Consider the following 25,890-nt stretch of genomic DNA (forward strand, 5'->3'; position numbering starts at 1 on the left):
CTACGGCTTGGCCGGCTCAGGAATCGCGCCGTCGCTGTCGTCGTCGCCCTTGTGCTCGTCTTGCTTGATGCCGAAACGTGCTTTTGTACGGCGCGCCAGGTCGTCGAACGCCAGGTAGATGACCGGCGTGGTAAACAAGGTCAGCACCTGCGACAGCAGCAAGCCGCCGACCATGGTGATGCCCAGCGGTTGCCGCAGTTCGGAGCCGACGCCGGTGCCCAGCATCAGCGGCAAGGCGCCCAGCAAGGCCGCCATGGTGGTCATCAGGATCGGGCGGAAACGCAGCAGGCAAGCCTGGTAGATCGCTTCACGCGGGCTCTTGCCTTCATTGCGTTCGGCATCCAGTGCGAAGTCGATCATCATGATGGCGTTCTTCTTGACGATACCGATCAGCAGGATGATGCCGATGATGCCGATGATACCGAGGTCGGTGCCGGCGATCATCAGCGACAGCAGGGCGCCCACCCCGGCCGACGGCAGCGTCGACAGGATCGTGATCGGGTGGATGTAGCTTTCGTACAGGACGCCGAGCACGATGTACATCGTGACGATCGCCGCCAGGATCAGCATCAGGGTGTTGCTGAGGGAAGCCTGGAACGCCAGCGCCGCGCCCTGGAAGCTGGTCTGGATGCTGGCCGGCATGCCGATTTCCTTTTCGGCCGCCTGGATTGCCTTGACCGCGTTGCCCAGCGAGGCGCCGGGCGCCAGGTTGAAGGAAATCGTGGTGGCAGGGAACTGGCCGATATGGTTCACCACCAGCGGCGAAGTACGCTCCTCGATGGTGGCGATGCTCGACAGCGGGATCTGGCTGCCGTTGCCGGCGACCAGGAAAATGCTGTTCAGCGCCGCCGGGCCTTTCTGGAATTCCGGCTTGACTTCCATCACCACCCGGTACTGGTTCGACTGGGTGTAGATGGTGGAGATCAGGCGCTGGCCGAACGCGTTATACAAGGCATTGTCGATCGCCGCCGTGGTGATGCCCAGCCGCGAAGCGGCGTCGCGGTCGATGGCGATGTAGGCTTGCAAGCCGAGATCCTGCTGGTTGCTGGCGATATCCGCCAGTTCCGGAATCTTGCGCAGGCGTTCGATCAGCTTGGGCACCCAGATGCTTAGCTCTGCGGCGTTGGCGTCTTCGACGCTGAACTGATACTGGGTGCGGCTGACGCTGTCTTCAATCGTCAAATCCTGCACTGGCTGCATGTACAGCGTGATGTCGCCGACCTGCCGGTCCAGTTCCGGCTGCAGGCGGCGGATGACGTCGCTGGCGCTGATGTTGCGTTGTTCGCGCGGCTTCAGGTTGATCAGCATGCGTCCGCTATTCAGGGTGGCGTTGCTGCCGTCGACGCCGATGAACGAGGACAGGCTCTCGACCGCCGGGTCTTTCAGCACCACCGCCGCCAGCGCCTGCTGCCGCTCCGACATGGCGGCAAACGAAATCGACTGGCTGGCTTCCGAAATGCCCTGGATCACGCCGGTATCCTGCACCGGGAAAAAGCCCTTTGGAATGAATATGTACAGCACCGCGGTCAGCACCAGGGTGCCGATCGACACCACCAGGGTGGAAAGCTGGTGGCGCAGCACCCACTCCAGCGCCACGCCGTAGCGGGCAATGATGTTGTCGAAGAACTCGCCGCTCTTGCGGTAGAACCAGCTTTGTTTTTCTTCCGGGATATGGTGCAGCAGCTTGGCGCACATCATCGGCGTCAGGGTCAGCGAGATGACGGCGGAAATCAGGATCGCCACCGCCAGCGTGATGGCGAACTCGCGGAACAGGCGGCCGACCACGTCGCCCATGAACAGCAGCGGGATCAGCACCGCGATCAGCGAAAAGGTCAGCGAAATGATGGTGAAGCCGATTTGCTCGGCGCCTTTCAGGGCCGCCTGCAAGGGCTTCATGCCTTCTTCGATGTAGCGCGAAATGTTTTCGATCATCACGATCGCATCGTCCACCACGAAGCCGGTGGCGATGGTGAGCGCCATCAGGGTCAGGTTGTTCACCGAGAACCCGGCCAGGTACATGATGCCGAAAGTGCCGATCAGCGACAGCGGCACCGCCACGCTAGGAATGATGGTAGCCGGCACGCTGCGCAGGAAGATGAAGATCACCATCACCACCAGCGCGATCGACAGCAGCAGCTCGAACTGCACGTCCGCCACCGAGGCGCGGATGGTGGTGGTGCGGTCGGTCAGGATCTGGACATCGATCGCTCCAGGCAAGGTTTCCTGCAGTTTCGGCAGGATCTTCTTGATGTTGTCGACCACGCCGATCACGTTCGCGCCCGGCTGCCGCTGGATATTCAGGATCACTGCAGGAGAGGTGTTGGACCAGGCCGCCAGGCGGATGTTTTCCGCATCGTCGACCACATCGGCGACATCGGAGATCCGGATCGGCGCGCCGTTCTTGTAGGCGATGATCAGGTTGCGGTATTCGTCGGCCGAACGCAGCTGGTCGTTGGCGTCGATGGTCGAGGCGCGCGCCGGTCCGTCGAAACTGCCCTTGGCCTGGTTGACGTTGGCATTGCCGATGGCAGTGCGGATGTCATCCAGGTTCATGCCCAGCGCGGCGACTGCGCGCGGATTCAATTGCAGGCGCACGGCAGGCCGCTGGCCGCCGGACAGGGTGACCAGGCCGACTCCCGGCACTTGCGAAATCTTTTGCGCCAGGCGGGTATCGATCAGGTCCTGCACCTTGGGCAGCGGCAGCGTTTTCGAGGTGATCGCCAGCGACATGATAGGCGTGTCGGCCGGGTTCACCTTGTTGTAGATCGGCGGCGTCGGCAGGTCGGAAGGCAGCAGGTTGCCGCCGGCGTTGATCGCTGCCTGGACTTCCTGTTCGGCGATATCGAGGCTCAGGTCGAGGCTGAACTGCAGGGTGATCACCGAAGCGCCGCCGGAACTGGTCGACGACATCTGGTTGAGGCCGGGCATCTGGCCGAACTGGCGCTCCAGCGGCGCGGTGACCGAGGACGTCATGACGTCCGGGCTGGCGCCGGGATACAGCGTCACTACCTGGATGGTCGGATAGTCGACTTCCGGCAAGGCCGAAAGCGGCAACTGCTTGTAGGCGACGATGCCGGCCAGGAAAATCGCCAGCATCAACAGGGATGTGGCGACCGGACGGAGAATGAACTGACGTGAGGGATTCATGCGTTCTTCACAGCCGGTTATTGACTGCTGCGGTTATTGGGTGCGGCAGGTGCCGGCGCGGAGGCTGCGGGTGCAGAGGCGTCGCCGCCGGCATCCGCGCGGTGGCGCCGGCCGCCCTTGTGGGTGCCGGCAGCGGCGGGGTCGGTGCCGGTTGCAGCTGCTGCAGCAGGCCCGCCGCGGGTCACCGGCTCCACCTTGGCGCCTTCCTTCAGTTTGTCTATGCCGTCGATTACAACGGTTTCACCGACCGCGATGCCTTTGTCGATGGCGGTCGATTCGCCTTCTGCCGGACCGGCCGTCACGGGACGGATGGTGACAGTATGGTCGGCTTTCACGACGTACACGAAATTGCCGCTGGAGCCGCGCTGGATCGCCGCATTCGGGATCACGACGGCGTCGCGGCGGGTGTCGAGCAGCATGCGGACATTGACGAACTGGCTTGGAAACAGGGCGTAATTGGCGTTCGGGAATTCAGCCTTGAGCTTGACCGTGCCGGTAGTGCTGTCGACCTGGTTGTCGATGGTGAGCAGGGCGCCGCTGTCGAGCTTGTTCTTCTGGTCGCGGTCCCAGACATCGGTCGCCAGCGTCTTGCCGGCCTGGATCTGTTTCATGACGTTCGGAATATTATCTTCCGGGATGCTGAATACGCTGGTGATCGGCTGCAGCTGGGTGATGACGGCGATGCCGTTGGTATCGCTGCTCTGCACGATATTGCCGAGGTCGACCTGGCGCAGGCCGATGCGGCCGCTGATCGGGGCGGTGATGCGCGAATAGGTGAGCTGCAGGCGGGCGCTGTCGAGCGCACCCTGGTCCGACCTGACCGTGCCTTCATATTGCTTGACCAGCGCGGCCTGGGTGTCGACCTGCTGGCTGGCGATGGAATCCTGCGCCAGCAGCGTGCGATAACGCTGCAAATCGATCTGCGCGGCCTTCAGCAGGGCGGTGTCACGGATCAGCTGGCCTTCGGCCTGCGTTACCGCCACCTGGTAAGGACGCGGATCCAGTTCTGCCAGCAAGTCGCCGGCCTTGACCACCTGGCCTTCCTTGAAATGCAGTTTCATCAACTGGCCGTTGACCCGGCTTTTTACCGTCGCCGCCGCTTCCGGCGTGACGCTGCCGAGACCGGAAAGATAGATCCGGATATCGCCTGTTTTTGCGGCTGCCACGCCTACCGGCAACGGACCGCTCGGTCCGCCGGGGCCGCCGCGCCGGCCGCCCTTGCCGCCGCCGTTGGCGGTTGGCCCCGCTTGCCCGGTTTTTCCCGCTGCCGCATCGCCAGGCTGATGGCTGCGGCCCCAGATCAGGTAAGCCGCCAGCGCCAGCACGACGACTGCGGCCAGCCACCACCAGCCGCGCTGGAATCCGCCCTGGCGTTGACTGAGGAGGGCAGGCCGGGCTTGGCTGGATTGGTCGGTTTGAGAGGTCGGTGTAGTAGTCATCGCAGGCAGGAGGTCAGTCAGAATGTGGGCGGATGCAATGCAACAATTTGCCGAGGGCGGACCTGCGGCGGATTGTTGAAAAATGGTTACATGAGTTTAGCGAGTAAATTTTACTGCCGTGTGTATTTATTAGAAATTGTTTCAAATTAATGAAAGACGCCGGCGAGGCAGTGTAGCCGCTGGCTTGGCGGTCGGCAATTGGGTTGATCGAGGCAGGAAGCGCCGGCAGACGGCGCAGCCGCCGAATAGGCGCCAGGATCGAGTCGAGCCGGGCTGGCTCCGAAGCCGCGCCGTTTGCCTGGAGCGGACTGCGGCCCGGCCGGAAGCCGGGCCGTTTTCAGTTAATGAGCAGCGTCCGGGCCGCCGCGGTGACCACCGCGATGGCCGAAACGGTGTTGTTCCATTTGCTTGAAATGCTCATCAAACACTTTTTGCTGGACTGGCGTCAGTACGGCATAGAACTCCTTGACTGCGGCGGTGCGGTCGGCCAGGCGGCTTTCAGCCCGTTTCAGGAATTCCATCTTGTGCTCCATGCGTTCAGGGGCGGTTTGCTTGGCCCATTCTTCCTTGCTCGGGCGCTGCGGTTTGTCGGTAGGCGGGACTGGCTTGATTTTGCCGATAAAGGTCTGCCATGCGGGTTCCTGGGCCGAGGTGATTTTCAGGTCGTCATGCAGTTTGGCCTGCCGTTTTGCCATCTTTTCGGCGAATTTGGCCTGTTGCTCCGGCGTAGGCGCGTGACGTCCCGGGCCGCCGTCGGCCTGGGCGTGGGCGGTCATGCCCATGGCAGCAAAGCTCAGTGCGGTCACGCCAATCAGCAGTTGTTTGCGAAGCTTGAACATCGTGAAATCTCCATGAATTTAAGTGCAATCCGCACAGTTCGCATTGGACCGCGCTGGTGTATCGCCGGTTTTTCATGGAAGCCCGGCTTTGTATCGCCATGTATGGCATCTAGTTTGCTTTGTATCTTAATGTGTCCACTGAGGTGGCAGATATGCCAATATACAAATTACTATCGTCTTTCTTGTCGCGAGTTGCCATAATCCTGGAAACTACAGCCGCCGGCAGCTGCCACCTGCCAGGGATTGATCGCATTGAATACTTCGCCACTCATCATTAAGCTCTTCTTTTTTCGCTTGGCCGCACTAGGATAATCACGCATATGGAAACTGCTGCTCACATATTGGTGGTCGACGACGACCACGAAATCCGGACCTTGCTGGCCGAGTATCTCGACGCCAACGGCTTTCGCACCTTGATGGCGACCAACGGCAACGACATGCGCAAGGTGTTGTCGGAAGCGCGGGTCGACCTGGTGGTGCTGGATCTGACCTTGCCCGGCGAAGACGGCCTGACGCTGTGCCGCAACCTGCGCGCCGATTCGAACATCCCGGTGATCATGCTGACCGCGCGCGGCGAACCGCTGGACCGCATCCTCGGCCTGGAAATGGGCGCCGACGATTATTTGTCGAAACCGTTCGAGCCGCGCGAGCTGTTTGCCCGCATCCGCAGCGTCTTGCGCCGCACCCAGGCGCTGCCGCCGAACATGGCCTCGCCGGAAGCCCAGCAGATCCAGTTCGGACGCTGGACGCTGGACCTGATCGCGCGCCACCTGGTCAACAGCGAAGGGCTGGTGGTGGCCCTGTCCGGCGCCGAGTACCGTATCCTCAAGGTGTTCCTGGACCATCCGAACCGGGTCTTGAACCGCGACCAGCTGCTGGAACTGACCCAGGGACGCGAATCCGATCCCTTCGACCGTTCGGTCGATATCCAGATCAGCCGCCTGCGCCAGAAACTGGGCGACGACGCGCGTACCCCGGTGATCATCAAGACCGTGCGCAACGAAGGTTATGTATTGGCCACCGCGGTGACGGTTGAGTCGTGATGCGGCGCCGGTTGCGCGCCTGGATAGAGTAGAAGAGGGATGCCGTTCGTGAGAAATTTTTTTGGCTCGGTTGCCAACCGGGTATTCCTGATCCTGCTGACGGGCATACTGGTCGCCGCTGCCACCACCAGCTGGCTGGCTGAAAACGAGCGGCGCAAGGCTTTCAAGGAATTTTATGAATTCCGCATCGCCGAACGGGTCGAGCAGATCGTTTTTTCGCTCGACAATGTCGGCCCCGACATGCGTTCCGTCGTGCTCCAGACCAGCGAGAATTTCGGCCTGGAAGCCAGCATGGTCAAAGACACCGAAAACGCCGTCGACGACAATCCTTCCCTGACCTCGTTGCTGAAGGCGCGCCTGGGCGCCGATCGCAGCATCCTGGTGGACAAGCAAAGCGACTGCAAGCTCCACACGCGCAGGAATTTCGATTTCCGCCGGCCCGAAGAATGCCAGGTGGTATATGTCAGCCTGAAAGACGGGACGCTGCTCAAGCTCAAGCTGCGCATGACGCGCGGCCCCGGCGCGCCTCCTCCGGCGCGGCCGCCAGGCATGCCTTACTTGTCGCCTTATTTCGCCTTGTTCCTGCTGCTGATCGGCGGGCTGGCCTATTTCGTCGCCAAGATGACGGCGCGGCCGATCAAGCACCTGGCGGTCGCCGCCGGTGAACTGGGGCGCGATATCGACCGGCCGCCGCTGGACGAAACCGGCCCGACCGAAGTGCGGCAGGCGGCCACCGCCTTCAACGCCATGCAAGCGCGCATCAAGCGGCAGATCCAGCACCGCACCCACATGCTGGCGGCGATTACCCACGACTTGCAGACGCCCCTGACCAGGTTGCGCCTGCGCCTGGAAAAGGTCGGCGAGGCCGATTTGCGCCGCAAGCTGCTGGAAGACCTGGCGGTCATGCAAAGCATGGTGCGCGAGGGCCTGGACCTGGCGCGCAGCATGGATTCGGCTGAAGCGATGCAAAAGCTCGATATCGATTCCCTGCTCGACAGCGTGTGCGCCGATGCCGTCGACGCCCGGCAGGATGTGACGCTGGAAGGGCGCACGCGTGCTTCGATCATGGCGCAGCCGAACACGCTGCGGCGCTGCCTTACCAACCTGGTCGACAATGCGACCAAATACGGCCGTTATGCGCGCCTGCTGGCGGTGCGTGAAGGGAACGACATCGTGATCAGGATCCGCGACGGCGGCACCGGCATTCCTGCCGAGCTGCTGGAACGGGTGTTCGATCCGTTTTTCCGCCTGGAGACCTCCCGTTCGCGCGATACCGGCGGCACCGGGCTGGGATTGACCATCGCACGCAATATCGCCGAAAACCATCGGGCAACGCTGCAGCTGCGCAATCATCCGGAGGGCGGCCTGGAAGCCACCTTGCGGTTGCCGGCCTTGAACGGCATCTGAAAACGGCCGGCGACGGCCAAGCGCGGAGAGCAACAGAAGCTAGGCAGAAAATCTCCGCCTGAATGCAAAAAGACATGCCTGAGGCATGTCTTTTTTTTTGCGATCAACCGGGATCAGTAAGGAACGTAGTCTGGCGGCGGGCCGTAGTTGCCACGTTGCGGCGGGTAATAGTCAGGCGGCGCCGAGTACTGCGGAGCCGGCGCATAGTACTGCTGGCGACGGCTGTTTGCATAGCCGCCGGCGACCGGCACCTGGTTGCCCTTGGCGTACATGCATTGGGTATAGACATTGTTGTACTCGCGCTGCATGCCGTAGCTGCTGCGCGCCGCCGAATCGCCGGCGACCGAGCTGCCGGCCAGCAGGCCGACGCCGCCGCCGATTGCCGCACCGGCGCCGGCACGGCCTGTGGCCGCGCCGATCAGTGCTCCTGCCGCGGCGCCGATCACGGTGCCGGCTGCGGCGGTTCCTACCGCATTGTCAGCCGCCGCCTGCGGCGCATACGGTCCTATCCTGTCCTGGGCGGCACGCTGGCAGACCGCTTCGTCGTTGCGGAATTGCTCGTAGCTTTTACCTGAGCCAGGCAGCGCCATCACGTTCGGACCTGACGGCGCGGTAACGCAGCCGGTCAGCATGACGGCCAGCGAGGCCGCGATTATCTTGGTCGTTCCACTTATCATCACACACCGCCTTATCTAGGTTGAGCTTCGTCCGGCATTACCTTCATCCAGCCCTTCGGGCAGCGAGGAATCTGGGGGTAGTAGCCAGCCGGACTAGGGCAGTAATACGCATAGTTCGGGGCCTTTTCTATATAGGTTTGCGGCTCAGGCTCGACGTAGACCGGCGGCGGCGCGTAATACACCGGTGGCGGCGCGTAGTACACCGGCGGCGGGCCCCAATACAGCGGTCCGCCTATGGTCACGCCGAAGCGCGGGCCGTAAAAGCCGCCATGTCCGTAATAGCCGTAGGCAAAACTGGCCGAACTGGTGACCATCAGGCCCGCAGCGGCAAGTACCAATAGAGCAATTTTTTTCATGATATGTCCCACGCATTTATCAGTGATTTAATCATAATCCCGGACAGCTGCAAGCGCAAAAAGGAGTTACTTCTGGTTGCAAATGTTGGCGTCAAGATCAATCATTTTAACTCTTTGATACAAAGCGGCTTATATGGGCGCAATGCAGGGACGCCAATGCGGGGAATTGTTGCAGGACAGCAGGAGATTTTTACTTGCCCCTGCGCGGCAGCCTGCAAGGCTGGCGGCTTGCGACCTACTCTATAATCTGCCGATCCCCCGCATCAACAGACGACAGAAAACAGGTGAAAGAAATGCAGCAGCCAAGCGCACAACAGCAATCCTCCCTCCAGGGCGTCAAAGTGATCGAACTTGGCACCTTGATCGCCGGCCCTTATGCCGCCAGCCTGCTGGGGCAGTTTGGCGCCGAAGTGATCAAGATCGAAGCGCCGGGCGACGGCGATCCCCTGCGCAAATGGCGCAAGCTGCATAACGGCACGTCGCTGTGGTGGTATTCGCAAAGCCGCAACAAGAAGTCGGTGACCCTGAACCTGAAATCGGAGCAGGGCCAGCAGATTGTGCGCGACCTGGTCAAGGATGCCGATATCGTGATCGAGAATTTCCGTCCCGGCACGCTGGAAGGCTGGGGCCTGGGCTGGGAAGATCTGTCGAAGATCAATCCGAAGCTGATCATGGTGCGCGTATCCGGTTATGGCCAGGACGGCCCTTATCATGCGCGGCCCGGGTTTGCGGCGATTGCCGAATCGATGGGCGGTTTGCGCAACCTGGCCGGTTATCCCGACCGGCCGCCGGTGCGGGTCGGCGTCAGCATCGGCGATACGCTGGCGTCGCTGTATGGCGTGATCGGCGCCTTGCTGGCCATGCACCACCTGAAAGCGAACGGCGGCGCCGGACAGTTCATCGACATTGCCTTGTACGAAGCGGTGTTCGGCGTGATGGAAAGCCTGATTCCGGAATATGCCGAGTTCGGTTTCGTGCGCGAGCGCACCGGCGCCAGTTTTCCCGGCATTTCACCATCCAGCACTTATCCCTGCCTGAGCGATGCCCGCGGCGAACACTACGTGATCATTGCGGGCAACGGCGACAGCATCTTCAAGCGCCTGATGCACGCCATCGGCCGCAGCGACCTGGCCGAAGATCCGCGCCTGGCGCGCAACGACGGCCGGGCGCAGCATAACGACATGCTCGATGCCGCCATCACGGAATGGACCTCGCGGCATGGCCTGGAGCATGTGCTGCAGGTGCTGGAACAGGCGGAAGTACCGAGCAGCAAGGTCTATACCGCGGCCGATATCCACCAGGATCCGCATTTCCGCGCGCGCGACATGATCCAGCAGCATGTGCTGCCCGACGGCCAGCCGATAGACTTGCCGGGCATCGTGCCCAAGCTGTCGGCGACGCCGGGCCAGACCAACTGGGTGGGACCGGAACTGGGGCAGCATACGGCAGAAGTGCTGGCCACCATCGGCAGGAGCGCCGAGCAGATCGCACAGTTGCGGCAGCAGGGCGTGATCTGAACAGCTTCAGGCGGGAATATGGATAACCACCTTTAGTCCGTAAGGCGCCGTGCCGTGGACGTGCTGCAGCTCGATCTTGCCATGCAGCCTGGCCACGATCGACTTGACGATCGACAGCCCCAGGCCGGAGCCGTCCTGGCCGCTGCCCAGCACGCGGTAAAAGGGATCGAATACCCGCTCGCGTTCAGCCTCGTCAATCCCGGGGCCGCTGTCTTCCACTTCGATCGACACCAGGCCGGCTTGCATGCCTGCGCGCAGCTCTACGCTGCCGCCTTGGGGCGTATAGCGGATGGCGTTGTCGATCAGGTTGCGCACCAGGGCGACGATATCGACTTCCTGCGCCGCCAGCGTGATCTCGGTATCCGCTTCGATGCCGATATCGATCTGCCTGGCTTGCGCCAGCGGCAGGCTGTCCTCCATCACGCGCCGCAGCACGGCTTGCAGTGAAACCCGGGCGAGCTGGGGCGCGCCGGTATTTTGCGAACGCGCCAGCGTCAGCAGCTGTTCCAGCAAGGCCTTGCTGCGATTGAGACCTTGCCGCAACGGCAGCAGGCGCGCTGTCGAGGCCGGCGAAAGATCGGTCGCGGCCAGGTTTTCCGCCTGCAGCGACAACGCCGTCAGCGGCGAGCGCAACTCGTGGGCCGCGTCGGCCAGGAAGCGCCGCTGGGCATCCATGTTGTCGGCGACCCGCCGCAGCAGGCGATTGATCGAGCCGATCAGCGGCCGGATTTCATCGGCCACCTGTTGTTCGGCGAGCGGACGCATGTCCTGGTCGTCGCGCCGGTCGACTTCCTGCGACAGCAGGGCGATCGGCCGCAGCATGCGGCGCACCAGGAAACTGACCAGGGCGATCAATACCGGGATCAGCACCATGAACGGCATCATGGTGCGCAGGCCGCTGTCGCGCGCGATTTCGTCGCGCACCGCGGTCTGCTGGCCTACCGCCAGGCGCTGGCCGGAAGGCGTCGTCTGTACGAACAGACGCCAATGCACGCGGCCTGCCTTGAATGTCTGTATGCCGTCGCGCAGATCGGCGGGCAGCCGCAGCGCTTCATCGTCGCCCTTGGCCGGCGCGCCTGGCGCCAGGACCTGGACGATGACTTTCGATTCCTCGTCCTTCATTTTTCCAATCGCATGGCGGTCCGGCGTGGCCGGCGGCAGGTCGCGGCTAAGCACCAGCGCCGCTACCTGGCGCAGCTGGTCATCCTGCAGGTCGTTGGCTTCATGGTAAGCAGAATAAAAGGAAAACACCCCGGCCGGCACCGCCATCGCCAGGATCACCAGGGACAGCCACAGCGACAGCCGGAATTGCAGCGAACGGCTTAGTCTTGCTTGGAAACCATCCATCCCAGTCCCCTGACATTTTTGATTGACGCCGCGCCCAGTTTTTTACGGATCGAATGAATCAGGAATTCCACCGCATTGCTTTCGACTTCTTCATTCCAGCCATAGATGCGGTCTTCCAGTTCCTGGCGCGACAGGATCGCTCCCGGCCTCAGCAGCAGCGCATGAAGCAGGGAAAATTCGCGCGCCGACAGGCGGGTTGCGACACCGTCAGCGCTTACTTCGCGCGTGCTGGGGTCGAGGAACAGGGAGCCGTTGCTCATCACCGGATTGGCGTTGCCGGCCTTGCGCCTTACCACCGCGCGCATGCGCGCCAGCAGCTCGCCCATCTCGAACGGCTTGACCAGGTAATCGTCGGCGCCGAGGTCGAGGCCGCCGATGCGGTCTTCGACAGCGTCGCGCGCGGTCACGATCAGCAAGGGCAGCGCGCTACCTTGCTGGCGCAGCTGGCGCAGCACGGCGAAACCGTCCTGGCGCGGCAGGCCGAGGTCGAGCAGCATCACATCGTAGCTTTGGCTGGACGCGGCGCTCAGGGCCGCCGCGCCGTCATGCACCCAGTCGACGGCATGGCTGGCGTCGCGCAATGCCGTCTGCACGGCGTCGCCGATCATGCGGTCGTCTTCCACCAGCAGTACTCTCATTGCGTGCCTCTCCATGCGCCAGGTTGCCTTTGCTGCTGATTCTACCTTGCACGCCGCCTATTTCAATATCCAGCCGCGCCGGATCAGCGGCGCGAACAGGCGTTGGTGAATGAAGGAAACGGCTCTGAACAGCGGCCCGATAAACCACTTTGCGCCGCTAAAGCAGAGTCCCGCGCTGAGCGCGGCGACCAGGGCGGCGCCCAGCATGTCCAGCGGGAAGTGGACGCCGAGGTAGATGCGGGCCCATGCCATGGGTAAGCCGAGCAGGCTGAAGGCCAGTCCCAGCGTGCGCAGCTGGCGATGCAGCAGGAAACTGAAAGCCACGGACCACTGCAAAGTCAGGTGGTCGCTGGGAAACGAAGAATCGGCGGCATGTGCAAGGAAATTCGTTCCAAGGCCGGTCATGAACGGGCGCGGATGCGGCCACAGCGCGCCGACCAGCATGCTGGCGGATAACGCGAGGACGCCGCAGGCGGCGGCTTCCAGCATCAGCTTGCGCGTCTGTTCGCCGCCGCGCAGCCAGCCCGGCAGCAGGATGGCCGGGATCAGGAAAACCAGCCATTCGGCGCATAGCATGGCGGCGTTCAGCAAGAACGGCGAGGGATGGGGGCTGGCATTGATCAGCAGAAACAGCGAGTGATTCAGTTCTTCCATGGGTGCCTTTGGCAAAGTGAGGCTAAACGCCGTATCGGACAGGTGGAAGCAGGATAGTTGCGGAGACTTAGCTATTACTGAGGAGAAGCGGGACGGGCGCCGCGGCTGGCCGTGCGCCATGAAAAAAGCCGGCGCTGACGTTAGTCATGGCCGGCCTTGCTTGCTGCGGGATTAAAAAATCAGAAGCGGGTACGCATGCCGACTGCGAATTCGGTCTGGTTCTTGAAGCCGTTGGCTGATCCTACGAGATAGCCGCCGTCAAGTTTCATGTAATCCGCGGCGAGGTACAGTTCGGTGCGCTTCGACAGGTGGTAGAAGGTCGAGGCGTACAGCGTTTTCTTCTTGCCGCTGCCGGTCGCAGTCGAACCGCTGGCGTCTGCGTAGGCATTCAAGGTGCTGGTGCCGGCCGCATTGTAAGCCGCATTTTCAGCTTTCATTACCTGATAGCCGAGTTCATAGTCGAACGAACCCTGCGGCGTGAACTTGGCCGATACGGTGTACGCGTCGTCCTTGCGCTTGCCCAGCGCGCCTTGCTCTGCCGTGTAGTGGAAGTAACCTGCGTTCAGGCGCACCAGGTCGAAAATGTAGCTGCCGCCGACCGAATACGATTTGTGCTTTTCCAGGCTGCTGCTGACGCCGTTGCCGACGTCGGCCTGGTTGATGAAGCCGGAAACGACAAAGTTAGAGCCGTTGTAGCCGATCGCCGCGGATTTGGTGGTGTTGCGCGCGAACTGGCCGGCGGTCTCGCCGAACTGGTAGCCGAGGCCGGCTACCACGCCGTTGTTGAATACCTTCTTCCAGACGAGGCCGTTGTCATAGCGTGTGCCGGTGGCGCTGCCGGAGTAGAAAATCAACTGCTTGAAGTTATTGTTGTTGGTGTAGCCGCCTTCTTCCAGGCCCAGCTTGGAGCCGTAAGCGTCACCATAGACTTGGGAAAAATCACGGGCCAGGGTATTCTGGCGGCCCAGGGTGATCTGGCCAAACGTGGTGTCTTGCAAGCCAACCCAGGCATCGCGGTTGAACAGTACGCCCGGAGTGTCCATTTCACCGGTGCCGACCACGAACTCCGCTTCCAGCTTGAAAATGGCCTTGAGGCCGCTGCCGAGATCTTCGGCGCCGCGGAAGCCGATGCGGTTGCCGCTGAACCAGGCGACCGGGATGCCGGTCAGGCGGTCGCCATTCTTGTCGGCATGGTTGACGGTGCTGATGGTGGCGTCGATCAGGCCATAGATCGTGACATTGGTTTGCGCAAATGCGGCGTTGGCGCATGTCCCCAGAACTGCCAGCGCAAGTAGCGTTTTTTTCATCGTTGTCTCCAGATATTTATAGTTGGCTTTACCGACCGCTTGGATCAGTGAGCCAACTATAAAATTCGCAAGCTTACTAACTGCTTTCAGGGCGCAAAATGACTGGCTGGCGGCTGTGGGGTTTGCGCCACAGCCGGAGAAAATAAATTCTGCCTTTGAAAGCTGTCAGTAAGTTTTGCTGGAGAATGCAGTGGGCTATCATGCTGCTTGCTGTGTACCCGGCGGCGGGAAGGCGACAGTGACGATCAGTCCGTTGCCGGCCACGGGGCTGGACAAGACGATTTCCGCCCGGCTGGCGAGTGCGATCTCTCGTACGATAGCCAGCCCGAGTCCGCTGCCGTCCGAGTGCTCTTCGCGCAGGCGGTAGAAACGTTCAAACACATGCTCTCGTTCTGCCTCGGGAATTCCCGGGCCATTGTCTACGACGCGCAGCAAGACGGCGTGTTCAGCCATGGCGATGGCGACGGTTACCTTGCCGCCGGCCGGGGTATAGCGCAATGCATTGTCGACCAGGTTGGCGACCAGTTCTTCCAGCATCGATGGCGTGGCATGGACCGTCACCGGCGTGCCTGCGAACTCAAAGCCAAGGTCGATATTCTTGGTCTGCGCCAGCGTCGCCAGTTCCTCCAGCACGCGCCGCACCACTTCGACCAGGTCGACATCGGTCTGGCGCAAAGGATGGCCGACGCCGGTTTCGGCGTTGGACAGCGTCAGCAGCTGGTTGACCAGCCGGATCCCGTGCTGCACGCCTTTGTTGATCGCGCGCAGCGCGGCATCCTTGGCGTCGGCGTCGTTGCTGCGCAAGCCGTAGTTGACCTGGGTGTTGAGCACGGTCAGCGGCGTGCGCAGCTGGTGCGAAGCGTTGGCGATGAAACGTCCATGCGCCGACATGTGGTCGTCCAGCCGCTGCACATAGTCGTTGATGGCGTGCACCAGCGGCGCCAGTTCGGTCGGCACCGGCGCGGTATCGAGCGCTTCCAGGGCGCCGGGCTTGCGGCGCTGGACCCGGTCGCGCAGGCGCATCATCGGCGCCAGGCCATGGCGCAACCCGAGCAACAGCAGCAGCACCACCAGCACCAGTATCGCCAGCTGCTGCTGCACGGTGTGTTCCCACATGCGGTCCGACAGTGCATTGTAGGAATGCTGGGTTTGCGCCACTTCGATCAGTACCGGCTCCTGCGCGGGCACGCCGAACACCGGCTGTGAAAAGGCGACGATGCGCACCGGATCGTCGCGGAAGCTGGCGTTGAAATAGACCGATTCTTCGTTGCGCGGGATATGCGGCGGCGCCGGCAGGTCGAGCTGCCCGGCCAGCAGCTTGCCGTTGGCGGCGACCACGCGGTAGTAGACGCGGTCGTGCGAATCCGACTGGAACAGTTCCAGCGCGGCGGGCGGAATGGACACTTGCAATACGTCGTCTTCGTAATGGATCTGTTCGCCGATGATGCGCGCCGACCCGAGCAGCATGCGGTCGTGCACCACCGTCGCCATCTTGATCGCATTATGGTAGGTGACCCAGATGTTGAAACCGACGAACAGCACCAGCGGCACCAGCAGCCACAGCAGCAATTGGGCGCGCAGGCTGCTAAATTTCATGGTGCTGCTTGAGCAGGTAACCGAGTCCGCGCAAGGTGATGATGGCGGCGTCGCCATGTTCCAGTTTCTTGCGGATGCGGTGGATATAGACTTCGATGGCATCCTGCGACACGTCTTCCGCCATTGCGTACAGGCTTTCGGCCAACGCTTGCTTGCTGACGGTTTTTCCCATTTTCATGATCAGGGTTTCCAGCACGGCATGTTCGCGCCGGGTCAAGGTGAGCGCCACGCCGTCGATCGAGAAGATCAGGCTGTTGCTGTCGTAGCTCAGCGATCCGCACTGCAGGATCGGGTTTCTCTGCTGGTTGGAGCGGCGCAGCAGGGCACGGATGCGGGCTTCCAGTTCGTTGACGTCGAACGGTTTGGCCATGTAGTCGTCGGCGCCCGTATTGAGGCCGACGATACGGCCCTCGACCGAATTGTTGGCGGTCAGGATCAGCACCGGCACGTTGTTGTGGCGCGCGCGCAGGCGCTTGAGTACTTCGCTGCCGTCCAGTTTCGGCAGGGACATGTCAAGGATGACCAGTTCATATTGCTGCGTCAGCAACAAATGGTCGGCGTCGGCACCGTTATAAACACAATCGACCGTGTATTTATTGCGGTGCAGGGTCAGCGCCAGCCATTCGGACAGTGGCCTGTTGTCTTCTACCAGCAAAATTCTCATGTTTGTTTCCGTCTCTGGGACGCCGTTATTTTATGACTGCAGGTGGCGATGAGGCGGATTATGAAAGGCATGCCCGGACTTGGCTATCGATAAATCGCTGCGCCGGCAAATTTCCAATTGCCTTGCGAAAATTGCACATGATAGTATTGGTCCATCCAATGGACCAGTTGTGTGCAAGGCAATTGGTCCGTGGAAACCAATCCGAGACCGACAATATGCCTGATACGACGCCTGCTCCCATACGCATCGATGCCCACCAGCATTTCTGGCTGCTGGCGAACCGGACAGGGCAATGGCCGCCGCCGGAACTGGCGGAAATCCACCGCGATTTCCTGCCATCGCAGCTGGAACCGTTGCTGCAGCAGCACGGCATAACCGGCAGCGTGCTGGTGCAATCGCTGCCCAGCATGAGCGATACCTTGTTCATGCTCGGCCTGGCCGAACGCAGCGAATTCGTAAGGGCAGTGGTGGGCTGGGCCGATTTGAAGGCAGCCAACGCCGAGCCGCAGATACAGCTGCTGGCCAGCCATCCGAAGATGCGCGGGCTGCGGCCCATGCTGCAAGACCTGGCCGACGACTGGATCTGCGATCCGCAACTGGCGCCGGCAATCGCCGCCATGCAGCGCCACCGGCTGAGCCTGGATGCGCTGGTCCTGCCGCGCCACTTGCCGTCGTTGCTGAAGTTCGCCGAGCGCCACCCGGACCTGCCTATCGTCATCGACCATGCCGCCAAGCCGCAGATCGCCGGCGCCGAGATGGAACCCTGGCGTACGTCGATGCGCCGGCTGGCAGCGTTGCCGCAGGTGCATTGCAAACTGTCGGGACTGGTGACCGAGGCTGCCCCCGGCTGGCAGGTCGCCCAGCTGCAGCCGTATGCATCTCACGTGCTGGACGTGTTTGGCGCGGAGCGGGTGATCTGGGGCAGCGACTGGCCGGTGGTCAACCTGGCGGCCGATTATGGCCGCTGGCTGGCCGCGACCGATGTCTTGCTGGGCGGCCTGGCGCCGCTCCAGCGGCAGCAGGTCATGGGCCTGAATGCGCAGCGCTTTTACCGCCTGTAGCGCGGCTTAACGCAAGAACACCTTGTTCATGATCTGCGTAACCGGGTAGGCCACCAGCGACTGCACGGCAGGCGGCAGGTCCAGCGGGCGCATGATCATCTTGATCGTCATGTCGGGCGACAGGTGGGCGCGGATGGTGGTGTTCATCTTGCTGTGGATCTGCTGCAGCATGGCTTGGTCGTCGGCATGCCGCGGCGCCCTGGTGCCGAGCACATGGCGCAGGGCGCAAGCGGCATCCTCGTTTTTCATTTCCAGGGTGCGGCGGCGCAGGGCGCCGAAGATGCGGTGGCGGCGCAGTCCCTCGTGCTGCCGGAAACGGCGGAAATAGCGGAAGAAATGCTTGTAGTGGTTAACCTCGTCCTTGGCGATGCGCGAGGCCAGGTCTTTCAGTACCGGTTCATCGGTGCTGCGCGACAATGCGCCGTAGAAGGTGGCGGTCCCGGCTTCCACTACGCAGCGCGCCACCATTTCCAGGCCCTTGCTGGGTTCCAGCAGTTCAACCTTGCAATAGGTCGAATATTCGTCGAGAAAGTTGCGGTACGCCGTCGGCCAGTCGAATTCAGGCCATATGTGTTCGACATAGGCGCGTAGCGCCTGGCCATGCTGCAACTCTTCGACTTCCCACTGCTCGCGCAGCCAGGTGGAGATTTCCGGCTCGTCGCCGTAGTAGTCCACTAGGTTCTGTGTATACAGGTCGGAGCCGCTTTCGACAAACGACGCGCAGGCAACCAGGTAAAAAAGGTTTTCGTCGGGCCGGACTTTGGGGATGTTGATTTTTGAAAAATCCAGGTCGGCGATTTTCCAGTGCGTATTCTGTTCGCTACCTCTGTGCATAATCAATCTCTCCATGTGGTTGTGACTGATATAGGACTACTCAGGTATGACGCATGCTTTTGCAATAGGTTCAAGGTACACGATTTTGCCGCGATGTGTGCATTTCGGGCTCATGCTACGATTAAGCCTTATTTTGCAGCGAGGCCAATATGAGCGATCAAACCAATGAAAACGTCGAATATCGCGGTTACCTCATCGTGCCGAAACCGGTGCAGGGCCATGACGACCTGTGGCATGACGGCTACCAGATATTGAAGGCCGGAACCAGCGTTTCCAGCCGCACCAATACCGAAAGCGCGCACACCAGCCTGCATACCGCCTATGACAGCAGCGTCGAATTCGCAAAAATCGAAGTGGATAACCTGGTTGCGCTGACCGAATAAATCGTTCCGCGGCGGCAGTTGCCCGGCAAGCGCCGGTTTGTGCATAAAATACAAAAGAGACAAATGCTCATGCAACGATCTATCTGCGCAGCGGCGGCGCTGCTGGTGTTGTTGGCTGCAACCTCGAGCCAGGCCAGGGATACGCAGCCGGCCCCTGTCACCACCTACAAAATTGCAGGATTGAAAAAACCTGCGGAAATCCTGGTGGACCAATGGGGCGTACCGCACATATACGCTGCGAGTCAGGACGACGCCTTTTTTGTCCAGGGTTTCAACGCAGCGCGCGACCGCCTGTTCCAGATCGATTTGTGGCGCCGCCGCGGCCTGGGACTGCTGGCGCAGGTGTTCGGTCCGGCCTACGTCCAGCAAGACCGCGCCGCGCGGCTGTTCCTGTACCGCGGCGACATGCAGCGCGAGTGGCAGTCCTACGGCCCGCATGCGCAGCAGGTGGCGGATACCTTTGTGGCCGGCATCAATGCCTATGTCGATTACGTCAACGCCCATCCCGAAAAATTGCCGTTCGAGTTCAGGCAGCTGGGTTATGCGCCGGCCAGGTGGCAGGCGGAAGACGTGGTGCGCATCCGCAGCCACGGCCTTACCCGCAACCTGGACAGCGAAGTGGCGCGCGCCAACGTCGCCTGCAAAGCCGACCTGAAATCCGATGAAATCCGTTTCGGCCTCACGCCGAAATGGGAGACGACGATGCCGGACGGCCTGGATCCGTGCCTGCCGAAGGATTTGCTGAAAGTGTTCAAGCTGGCGACCCAGGGCGTCAAGATCAACAAGGACAGCTTGCAGAAAGGGCAGGGCGACGCCGCGGCGATGGCCGTTGCGGAGAATCCGGAAGAGGCCGCCGAGGGCAGCAACAACTGGGTGGTGGCGCCGGCAAAATCGGCCACTGGCCGCGCCATCATGGCGAACGATCCGCATCGCGCCTATTCGGCGCCGTCCTTGCGTTACATCGCCCATATCAATGCGCCGGGCTTGAACGTGATCGGCGCCGGCGAACCGGCGCTGCCGGGCATTTCGATCGGGCATAACGGCAGCGTCGCCTTCGGCCTGACGATCTTCAATATCGACCAGGAGGATTTGTACGTTTACAAGCTTAACCCTGAGCATTCCGACCAGTATGAATACCGGGGAAAGTGGGAGCCGTTCAATATCTTCATGGAACAGATCCCGGTCAAGGGTGCTGCGCCCGCGACTGCCGAACTGGTGTTCAGCCGCCATGGCCCGGTGATTTTTTCCGAACCGGGGAAAAATCGCGCCTTTGCCGTCCGGTCTGGTTGGCTGGAGCCGGGCATGTCGCCGTATTTCGGCAGCATCGACTACATGCGCGCCAGGAATTTTTCCGAATTCAAGCACTCCCTGCTGCATTGGGGCGCACCGACCGAGAACCAGGTGTATGCCGACACCAAGGGCAATATCGGCTGGGTGCCGGGCGGCCTGGCACCGATCCGCCCCAACTGGGACGGCTTGCTGCCGGTGCCGGGCGACGGCCGTTATGAATGGGCCGGCTTCTGGTCCGGCGACCAGCTGCCGTCCAGCTACAATCCGAAACAGGGCTGGTTCGCCTCCGCCAACCAGATGAACCTGCCGGATGGATATCCGTATCGTGAACGCAAGCTCGGTTTTGAATGGACCAACAATTCGCGCTTTACGCGCATCAGCGAAGTACTGTCGGCGCTGAACAAGGTTTCGCTGGAAGATTCCATGCGCCTGCAAAACGACGACCTGTCGATTCCGGCGCGGCGCCTGGCTGCATTGCTGAAACCGCTGTCTTCCAGCGACGCCCGGACCCAGGCGGCGCTGGATGCATTCACCGGCTGGGATTTCGTCGAGCGCGCCGATTCGGCGCAGGCCGCCTTGTTTGAAGTCTGGTTCTCGCGCCATCTGGGCAAGGCGTTCAAGGCAGCGGTGCTGAGTCCGGCCGCAGCGGAGGCGATGGGCGCGCCCGACACCGCCGTGCTGCTGGATACCCTGGAGCAGCCGCAAACGCGTTTTGGGCCGGATGCCGTACGCAAGCGCGACCAGCTGCTGTTAAGCAGCTTGGGCGAGGCATATGCCGAACTGCAGAAGCTGCAAGGCGAGGACGCCAGCCAGTGGCAGTGGGGCAAGCTGCATCACAACCTGATGGAGCATCCGCTGGCGGCCGCGGTGGATGAAGCTACCCGGGCAAAATTGAATGTCGGTCCCATGCCGACCCATGGCGGCGCGTATTCGCCCAATCAGTCGACTTATCGCAGCAGCGATTTCCTGCAGACCAACGGCCCTTCGTTCCGGGTGGTGGTCGATGTCGGCAACTGGGACAATTCGCGCGCGGTCAATTCGCCGGGGCAGTCGGGCGATCCGGATAGTCCGCACTATCGCGACCTGGCGGACAAGTGGCTCAAGGGCGAGTATTTCCCGCTGCTGTATTCGCGGGCGGCGGTGGAGAAGGCTACCGTGCAGAGGATTCGCTTGCAGCCGGGAGGTTAAGCAATTGGTCGAAAGTAAAAAGGGCGCCGGTCGGCGCCCTTTTTACGCTTGCCCGATGCGCTGCGTGGTCTGCGGATCAAACCAGTGCAGGGCCGCGGCGTCAAAACCGGCGGTGATCTGTTGCCCCGTCACGACCGCGGTCGCGGCCGGCACCCGCATCACCAGCAGCTGCTCTCCTATCGAAGCGTGCACCAGCAGGTCGGCGCCCAGCGCTTCCACCAGTTCTGCGCGCAGGTTCAAGCCGGGGCGGCCGAAGATCAGCTGTTCCGGGCGCAGGCCCATGATGCATTCGCGGTCAGCGATGGCGCTGCAGGTAAAGGGCAGCGCGACGGCATCGGCGTTGGCCAGCGTGAAGCTGTTGCCGTCTGCCGCCAGCTTTCCGTGCAGCAGGTTCATCGGCGGCGAACCGATGAAGCTGGCGACAAAGGTGGTGGCCGGCCTGGCGTAGACCTCGGCCGGCGTGCCTATCTGTTCGGCGCGGCCGCCGTTCATGACGATCATGCGCTGGCCCAGGGTCATGGCTTCGACCTGGTCATGCGTCACATACAGGCTGGTGGTGCCCAGCGTGCGGTGCAGCTTCTGGATCTCCAGCCGCATCTGCACGCGCAGCTTGGCGTCCAGGTTGGACAGCGGTTCATCGAACAGGAACACCGCCGGCTCGCGCACGATGGCGCGCCCCATCGCCACGCGCTGGCGCTGGCCGCCGGACAGCTGGCGCGGGGTGCGCTGCAGCAGAGCGCCCAGCTCCAGGATCTTGGCCGCCTTTTGCACCCGGACTTCGATGTCGTCCTTGCCCAGGCCGCGGATCTTCAGACCGTAAGCCATGTTCTCGTAGACGCTCATGTGCGGGTACAGCGCATAATTCTGGAACACCATGGCGATGTCGCGGTCTTTCGGTTCCAGCTGGTTGACCACGCGGTCGCCGATCACGATGTCGCCGGAGGTGACTTCTTCCAGCCCTGCCACCATGCGCAGCAAGGTCGATTTGCCGCAGCCGGAAGGGCCTACCATGACGATGAATTCGCCATCGGCGATATCGATCGAAATGCCGTGGATGACATCGACCGCCTTGGGCGCCTTGCCGTAGGTTTTCTTGACGTTTTCTAGGTGTACTTTTGCCATATCACTTCTCGGAATCAACCAGACCTTTAACAAACCATTTTTGCATCACCACCACCACCAGGCCCGGCGGCAGCATCGCCAGCACCAGGGTAGCCATCACCATGTTCCATTCCACCGCCGAATCGCCGCCGGCGATCAGGGTCTTGATGCCTATCCCGATCGGGTACATGTTCTGGTTGGTGGCGATCATCAGCGGCCACAGGTACTGGTTCCAGCCGTAGATGAACATGATGACGAACAGCGCGATGATATTGGTGCGCGACAGCGGCCAGATCACGTCCTTGAAAAAGCGCAAGGGGCCGGCGCCGTCGATGCGCGCGGCTTCGGCCAGTTCATCGGGGATGGTCAGGAAGAACTGCCGGAACAGGAAAGTGGCGGTGGCCGATGCGATCAGCGGAATGGTCAGCCCGGCATAGGTGTTGAGCATGTGGAAATCGGAAACCACCTGGTAGGTCGGCGTGATGCGCACCTCCACCGGCAGCATCAGCGTCATGAAAATCATCCAGAAAAACAGCGAGCGCCCGGGGAAGCGGAAGTACACCATGGCGAATGCCGACAGCATGGAAATCGAGATCTTGCCGATTGCAATCGCCAGCGCCGACACCAGGCTCACTAGCAGCATGCGCGCCACCGGCGGCGCCGAGACGTTGCCGGAGGCGCCCTTGGTCAACAGGGCGCCGTAATTTTCTACAAGATGGCTGCCGGGCAGCAGCGACAAGGGCGCCGCAGCGGCCTCCTGCGCGGTTTGCGTGCTGGCGACAAAAGCCACATACAGCGGGAAGGCAATGATGATGACACCCAGGATCAGCACCAGGTGGCTGACCATGTCGAGGATGGGGCGGCGCTCAATCATGGGCGGCTTTCATGAGGTTTTTCATGCGTACTGGACTTTCTTTTCAACATACTTGAACTGCGCCACGGTGAGCACGATGACGATGGTCATCAGGATCACCGACTGCGCCGCGGCGCTGCCCAGGTCGCCGCCCTTGAAGCCGTCGATGAAGACCTTGTAGACCAGGATCTCGGTGTCCTTGCCAGGGCCGCCCTGGGTGGTGGCTTCGATAATCGCGAAGGTGTCGAAGAAGGCGTAGACGATGTTCACCACCAGCAGGAAGAAGGTGGTTGGCGACAGCAGCGGGAAAATGATGGTGGCGAAACGCTTGACCGGGCCGGCGCCGTCGATCGCGGCGGCTTCGACCAGCGATTTCGGTATGGCCTGCAGGCCGGCCAGGAAGAACAGGAAGTTGTAGCTGACCTGTTTCCAGACGGCGGCGATGACGATCAGTATCATCGCGTGGCGGCCGTTGAGCACGTGGTTCCAGTCGATGCCGATGTAATGCAGCCAGTTCGACACGATCCCGAGCGTAGGGCTCAGCATGAACATCCACAATACGCCGACCACCACCGGCGACACCGCATAAGGCCAGATCAGGAAGGTTTTGTAGATGGCTGCGCCTTTTATCACGCGGTCGGCAAAGGCGGACAGCATCAGCGACAGCGACAGGCCGAGCACCGCGACCAGGATCGAAAAGACCGCGGTGGTCTTGAACGAGGCAAGGTAATTGCTGTCGGCGAGCAGGGTGCGGAAATTGTCGAACCAGACGAATTCGGAATAGCCGCCGAAGGCGTCCTGCAGCAGCATCGACTGGTACAGGGCTTGCACCGCCGGCCAGACGAAAAACAATAGGGTGACAATGATCTGCGGCGCGACCAGCGCATAGGGCAGCCAGGCAGACTTGAAGCGTGCGCGTTTTTCCAAGATGAGGCTTTCTTACCGGGCATCCGCGTTGACGCGGGATTTCAGGGCATGACAGGAGCAATTCCCGCAGTGTAGGTCAACACCGCGGGGGAAACCAGGTATCCGCTGGTTTTACTTGTTGGTTTTTTCAAAACGTTCCAGCAGTAGGTTACCGCGTTCCACCGCGGTATCGAGCGCCTGTTTCGGCGTGATCTTGCCGGTCCAGACGTTTTCCAGTTCTTCGTCGATGATGGTGCGGATCTGCGGCATGTTGCCGAGGCGGATGCCGCGCGACTTGTCGGTGGTCTTGGTGATCATCTGCTTGACCGGGACATCGGTGCCGGGATTACGCTCATAGAAACCGGATTTCCTGGTGATTTCGTAAGCTGCCGTGGTGGTCGGCAGGTAGCCGGTTTCCTGGTGCCACTTGGCTTGCACTTCCGGTTTCGACAGGAACTTGAAGAACTTGGCGACGCCCTTGTAGTCTTCGGTTTTCTTGCCGCCCATGACCCACAGCGAAGCGCCGCCTATCATGGTGTTTTGCGGCGCGCCGGGCACGTCGTTGTAATACGGCAGGGTAGCGATGCCGAACTTGAACTTGGAATTTTTCGCGATGTCCGCATAGCTGGACGACGAACCGGTCAGGATGCCGCATTCGCCGGCATAGAATTTCGAGGTGGCTTCATCCTTGCGGCCGGCGTAGGTAAAGTAGCCTTGCTTGGCCCAGTTGGCCAGGTTTTCGATATGCTTGACGTGCAGCGGGCTGTTGAATTTCAGGCGCGTGTCGAGGCCGTCGAAACCATTGTTCCTGGAGGCGAATTCAACGTTGTGCCAGGTCGAGAACGACTCCAGTTCGACCCACGATTGCCAGGTAGTGGTGTATGCGCATTTGGCGCCGCTGGCTTTCAGCTTGGCGGCGTCGACCGCGAGTTCCTGCCAGGTCACCGGCGGCTTGTTCGGATCCAGTCCGGCCTTGGCGAACATGTCCTTGTTGTAGAACATGACGGTGGTCGAGCTGTTGAACGGCAGCGACAGCAGGCCGCCGCCTTTTGGTGCGGCGTAATAGCCGCCGATGGCCGGCACGTAGGCAGAAGGATCGAACGGTTCGCCGGCCAGCTTCATGACTTCCGACACCGGCTTGATGGCGCCCTTGGAATACATCATGGTGGCGGTGCCGACTTCGAACACCTGCAGGATGTCGGGTGCGTTGCCGGCGCGATAGGCGGCGGTTGCCGCAGCCATGGCTTCGTCGTAGGCGCCTTTGTAAACCGGGGTGACCTTGTATTCCGATTGGCTCTTGTTGAATTCGTCGGCCAGCCCGTTGACGCGGTCGCCGAGAGCGCCGGCCATCGAGTGCCACCACGATATCTCGGTGGCGGCGTGCGCCGCAATGCTCATGGTCGCTAGTGTGCAAGCAATAGCCAGTGCTTTCAATTTCATCAGGGCCTCCGTAAAATTTTTTATGGTAGCGAAATCATATGACGACTGCATGACAGCAGCAGCCTCGCTGTAAAGCCGGATTCTATAGGTGAGTTTGTCAGCCGCGCAATGTTTGTTTTCCTTGTGCGCGATGAAAGCCGGAATGCGGCCCGATTGACGGGCTTGGTTTGCGGTTCGCAGTTGCGAGATAAGCGCGGCTTCTG

22 protein-coding genes are annotated in these 25,890 nt (G+C 61.4%); 6 read left to right on the forward strand and 16 right to left on the reverse strand.

Annotated features, from left to right (window positions below; genetic code table 11):
* The 3 genes from AC07RZ_RS03535 to AC07RZ_RS03545 form a co-directional block, all read right to left on the reverse strand.
* Positions 1–3,147: an MdtB/MuxB family multidrug efflux RND transporter permease subunit gene (locus tag AC07RZ_RS03535; protein WP_494666918.1), complete on the reverse strand. Its 3,147-nt coding sequence runs from the start codon at positions 3,145–3,147 to the stop codon at positions 1–3.
* 17 nt (positions 3,148–3,164) lie between these two features.
* Positions 3,165–4,586, reverse strand: coding sequence for an MdtA/MuxA family multidrug efflux RND transporter periplasmic adaptor subunit (locus AC07RZ_RS03540; protein WP_494666919.1), 1,422 nt, complete (start codon positions 4,584–4,586; stop codon positions 3,165–3,167).
* Between the two features lie 341 nt (positions 4,587–4,927).
* Complete coding sequence (locus AC07RZ_RS03545) at positions 4,928–5,425, reverse strand: Spy/CpxP family protein refolding chaperone (RefSeq protein WP_494666920.1); 498 nt, start codon at positions 5,423–5,425, stop codon at positions 4,928–4,930.
* Positions 5,426–5,745: 320 nt separating this feature from the next.
* Here AC07RZ_RS03545 and AC07RZ_RS03550 point away from each other — a divergent pair, with 320 nt between their 5' ends.
* Together AC07RZ_RS03550 and AC07RZ_RS03555 are read left to right on the forward strand one after the other, a co-directional pair.
* Complete coding sequence (locus tag AC07RZ_RS03550; RefSeq protein WP_175500945.1) at positions 5,746–6,468, forward strand: response regulator; 723 nt, start codon at positions 5,746–5,748, stop codon at positions 6,466–6,468.
* Between the two features lie 39 nt (positions 6,469–6,507).
* A complete protein-coding gene (locus AC07RZ_RS03555; protein ID WP_494666921.1) occupies positions 6,508–7,875 on the forward strand; it encodes an ATP-binding protein in 1,368 nt (455 codons plus the stop codon).
* Between the two features lie 113 nt (positions 7,876–7,988).
* Here AC07RZ_RS03555 and AC07RZ_RS03560 read toward each other — a convergent pair whose 3' ends face one another.
* Positions 7,989–8,552, reverse strand: a complete 564-nt coding sequence (locus AC07RZ_RS03560) for a glycine zipper family protein (RefSeq protein WP_494666922.1) — start codon at positions 8,550–8,552, stop codon at positions 7,989–7,991.
* Between the two features lie 11 nt (positions 8,553–8,563).
* Positions 8,564–8,908 carry a hypothetical protein gene (locus tag AC07RZ_RS03565; RefSeq protein ID WP_092396219.1) on the reverse strand — a complete coding sequence of 115 codons (345 nt, stop codon included), beginning with the start codon at positions 8,906–8,908 and terminating at the stop codon, positions 8,564–8,566.
* Between the two features lie 293 nt (positions 8,909–9,201).
* Here AC07RZ_RS03565 and AC07RZ_RS03570 point away from each other — a divergent pair, with 293 nt between their 5' ends.
* Positions 9,202–10,425, forward strand: coding sequence for a CaiB/BaiF CoA transferase family protein (locus AC07RZ_RS03570; protein WP_494666923.1), 1,224 nt, complete (start codon positions 9,202–9,204; stop codon positions 10,423–10,425).
* 6 nt (positions 10,426–10,431) lie between these two features.
* Here AC07RZ_RS03570 and AC07RZ_RS03575 read toward each other — a convergent pair whose 3' ends face one another.
* From AC07RZ_RS03575 to AC07RZ_RS03600, 6 genes are all read right to left on the reverse strand, one after another.
* Positions 10,432–11,772, reverse strand: a complete 1,341-nt coding sequence (locus tag AC07RZ_RS03575) for an ATP-binding protein (RefSeq protein ID WP_494666924.1) — start codon at positions 11,770–11,772, stop codon at positions 10,432–10,434.
* A complete protein-coding gene (locus tag AC07RZ_RS03580) occupies positions 11,748–12,410 on the reverse strand; it encodes a response regulator (RefSeq protein WP_494666925.1) in 663 nt (220 codons plus the stop codon). Before AC07RZ_RS03580 ends, AC07RZ_RS03575 begins: the two co-directional genes overlap by 25 nt.
* A gap of 57 nt (positions 12,411–12,467) precedes the next feature.
* A complete protein-coding gene (locus tag AC07RZ_RS03585) occupies positions 12,468–13,064 on the reverse strand; it encodes a phosphatase PAP2 family protein (RefSeq protein WP_494666926.1) in 597 nt (198 codons plus the stop codon).
* Positions 13,065–13,243: 179 nt separating this feature from the next.
* On the reverse strand, positions 13,244–14,371 hold the full coding sequence (locus tag AC07RZ_RS03590; protein WP_494666927.1) for a porin: 1,128 nt from the start codon (positions 14,369–14,371) through the stop codon (positions 13,244–13,246).
* A gap of 198 nt (positions 14,372–14,569) precedes the next feature.
* Entirely contained in the window at positions 14,570–15,967 is a 1,398-nt protein-coding gene (locus AC07RZ_RS03595) for a sensor histidine kinase (RefSeq protein ID WP_494666928.1), read from the reverse strand.
* Positions 15,957–16,631, reverse strand: a complete 675-nt coding sequence (locus AC07RZ_RS03600) for a response regulator (protein ID WP_342828289.1) — start codon at positions 16,629–16,631, stop codon at positions 15,957–15,959. The genes AC07RZ_RS03595 and AC07RZ_RS03600 overlap by 11 nt, the downstream gene beginning before the upstream one ends.
* A gap of 215 nt (positions 16,632–16,846) precedes the next feature.
* Here AC07RZ_RS03600 and AC07RZ_RS03605 point away from each other — a divergent pair, with 215 nt between their 5' ends.
* Complete coding sequence (locus AC07RZ_RS03605; protein WP_494666929.1) at positions 16,847–17,692, forward strand: amidohydrolase family protein; 846 nt, start codon at positions 16,847–16,849, stop codon at positions 17,690–17,692.
* A 6-nt stretch (positions 17,693–17,698) separates the two neighbouring features.
* On the opposite strand, the gene AC07RZ_RS03610 is transcribed toward AC07RZ_RS03605, so the two are convergent.
* Positions 17,699–18,526 carry a ferritin-like domain-containing protein gene (locus AC07RZ_RS03610; RefSeq protein WP_494666930.1) on the reverse strand — a complete coding sequence of 276 codons (828 nt, stop codon included), beginning with the start codon at positions 18,524–18,526 and terminating at the stop codon, positions 17,699–17,701.
* 149 nt (positions 18,527–18,675) lie between these two features.
* On the opposite strand from AC07RZ_RS03610, the gene AC07RZ_RS03615 reads away from it, so the two are divergent.
* Together AC07RZ_RS03615 and AC07RZ_RS03620 are read left to right on the forward strand one after the other, a co-directional pair.
* Entirely contained in the window at positions 18,676–18,909 is a 234-nt protein-coding gene (locus AC07RZ_RS03615; RefSeq protein WP_494666931.1) for a hypothetical protein, read from the forward strand.
* Positions 18,910–18,972: 63 nt separating this feature from the next.
* Positions 18,973–21,387 (forward strand): penicillin acylase family protein, encoded by a 2,415-nt coding sequence (locus AC07RZ_RS03620; protein WP_494666932.1) that lies wholly within the window; start codon positions 18,973–18,975, stop codon positions 21,385–21,387.
* A gap of 42 nt (positions 21,388–21,429) precedes the next feature.
* Here the strand turns inward: AC07RZ_RS03620 and AC07RZ_RS03625 are convergent, their stop codons facing one another.
* The 4 genes from AC07RZ_RS03625 to ugpB all read right to left on the reverse strand — a co-directional run bounded on the left by AC07RZ_RS03625 (position 21,430) and on the right by ugpB (position 25,687).
* Entirely contained in the window at positions 21,430–22,509 is a 1,080-nt protein-coding gene (locus AC07RZ_RS03625) for a sn-glycerol-3-phosphate import ATP-binding protein UgpC (protein ID WP_494666933.1), read from the reverse strand.
* Position 22,510: 1 nt separating this feature from the next.
* Positions 22,511–23,362 carry a sn-glycerol-3-phosphate ABC transporter permease UgpE gene (gene ugpE, locus AC07RZ_RS03630; protein ID WP_092396238.1) on the reverse strand — a complete coding sequence of 284 codons (852 nt, stop codon included), beginning with the start codon at positions 23,360–23,362 and terminating at the stop codon, positions 22,511–22,513.
* A gap of 21 nt (positions 23,363–23,383) precedes the next feature.
* The gene (gene ugpA, locus AC07RZ_RS03635; RefSeq protein ID WP_494666934.1) at positions 23,384–24,268 is read right to left on the reverse strand and encodes a sn-glycerol-3-phosphate ABC transporter permease UgpA; all 885 of its coding nucleotides are present in this window, start codon (positions 24,266–24,268) and stop codon (positions 23,384–23,386) included.
* 111 nt (positions 24,269–24,379) lie between these two features.
* On the reverse strand, positions 24,380–25,687 hold the full coding sequence (gene ugpB, locus AC07RZ_RS03640; protein ID WP_092396512.1) for a sn-glycerol-3-phosphate ABC transporter substrate-binding protein UgpB: 1,308 nt from the start codon (positions 25,685–25,687) through the stop codon (positions 24,380–24,382).
* Positions 25,688–25,890: the final 203 nt, after the last annotated feature.

Source organism: Collimonas sp. GW821-FHT07E08 (assembly GCF_059418905.1).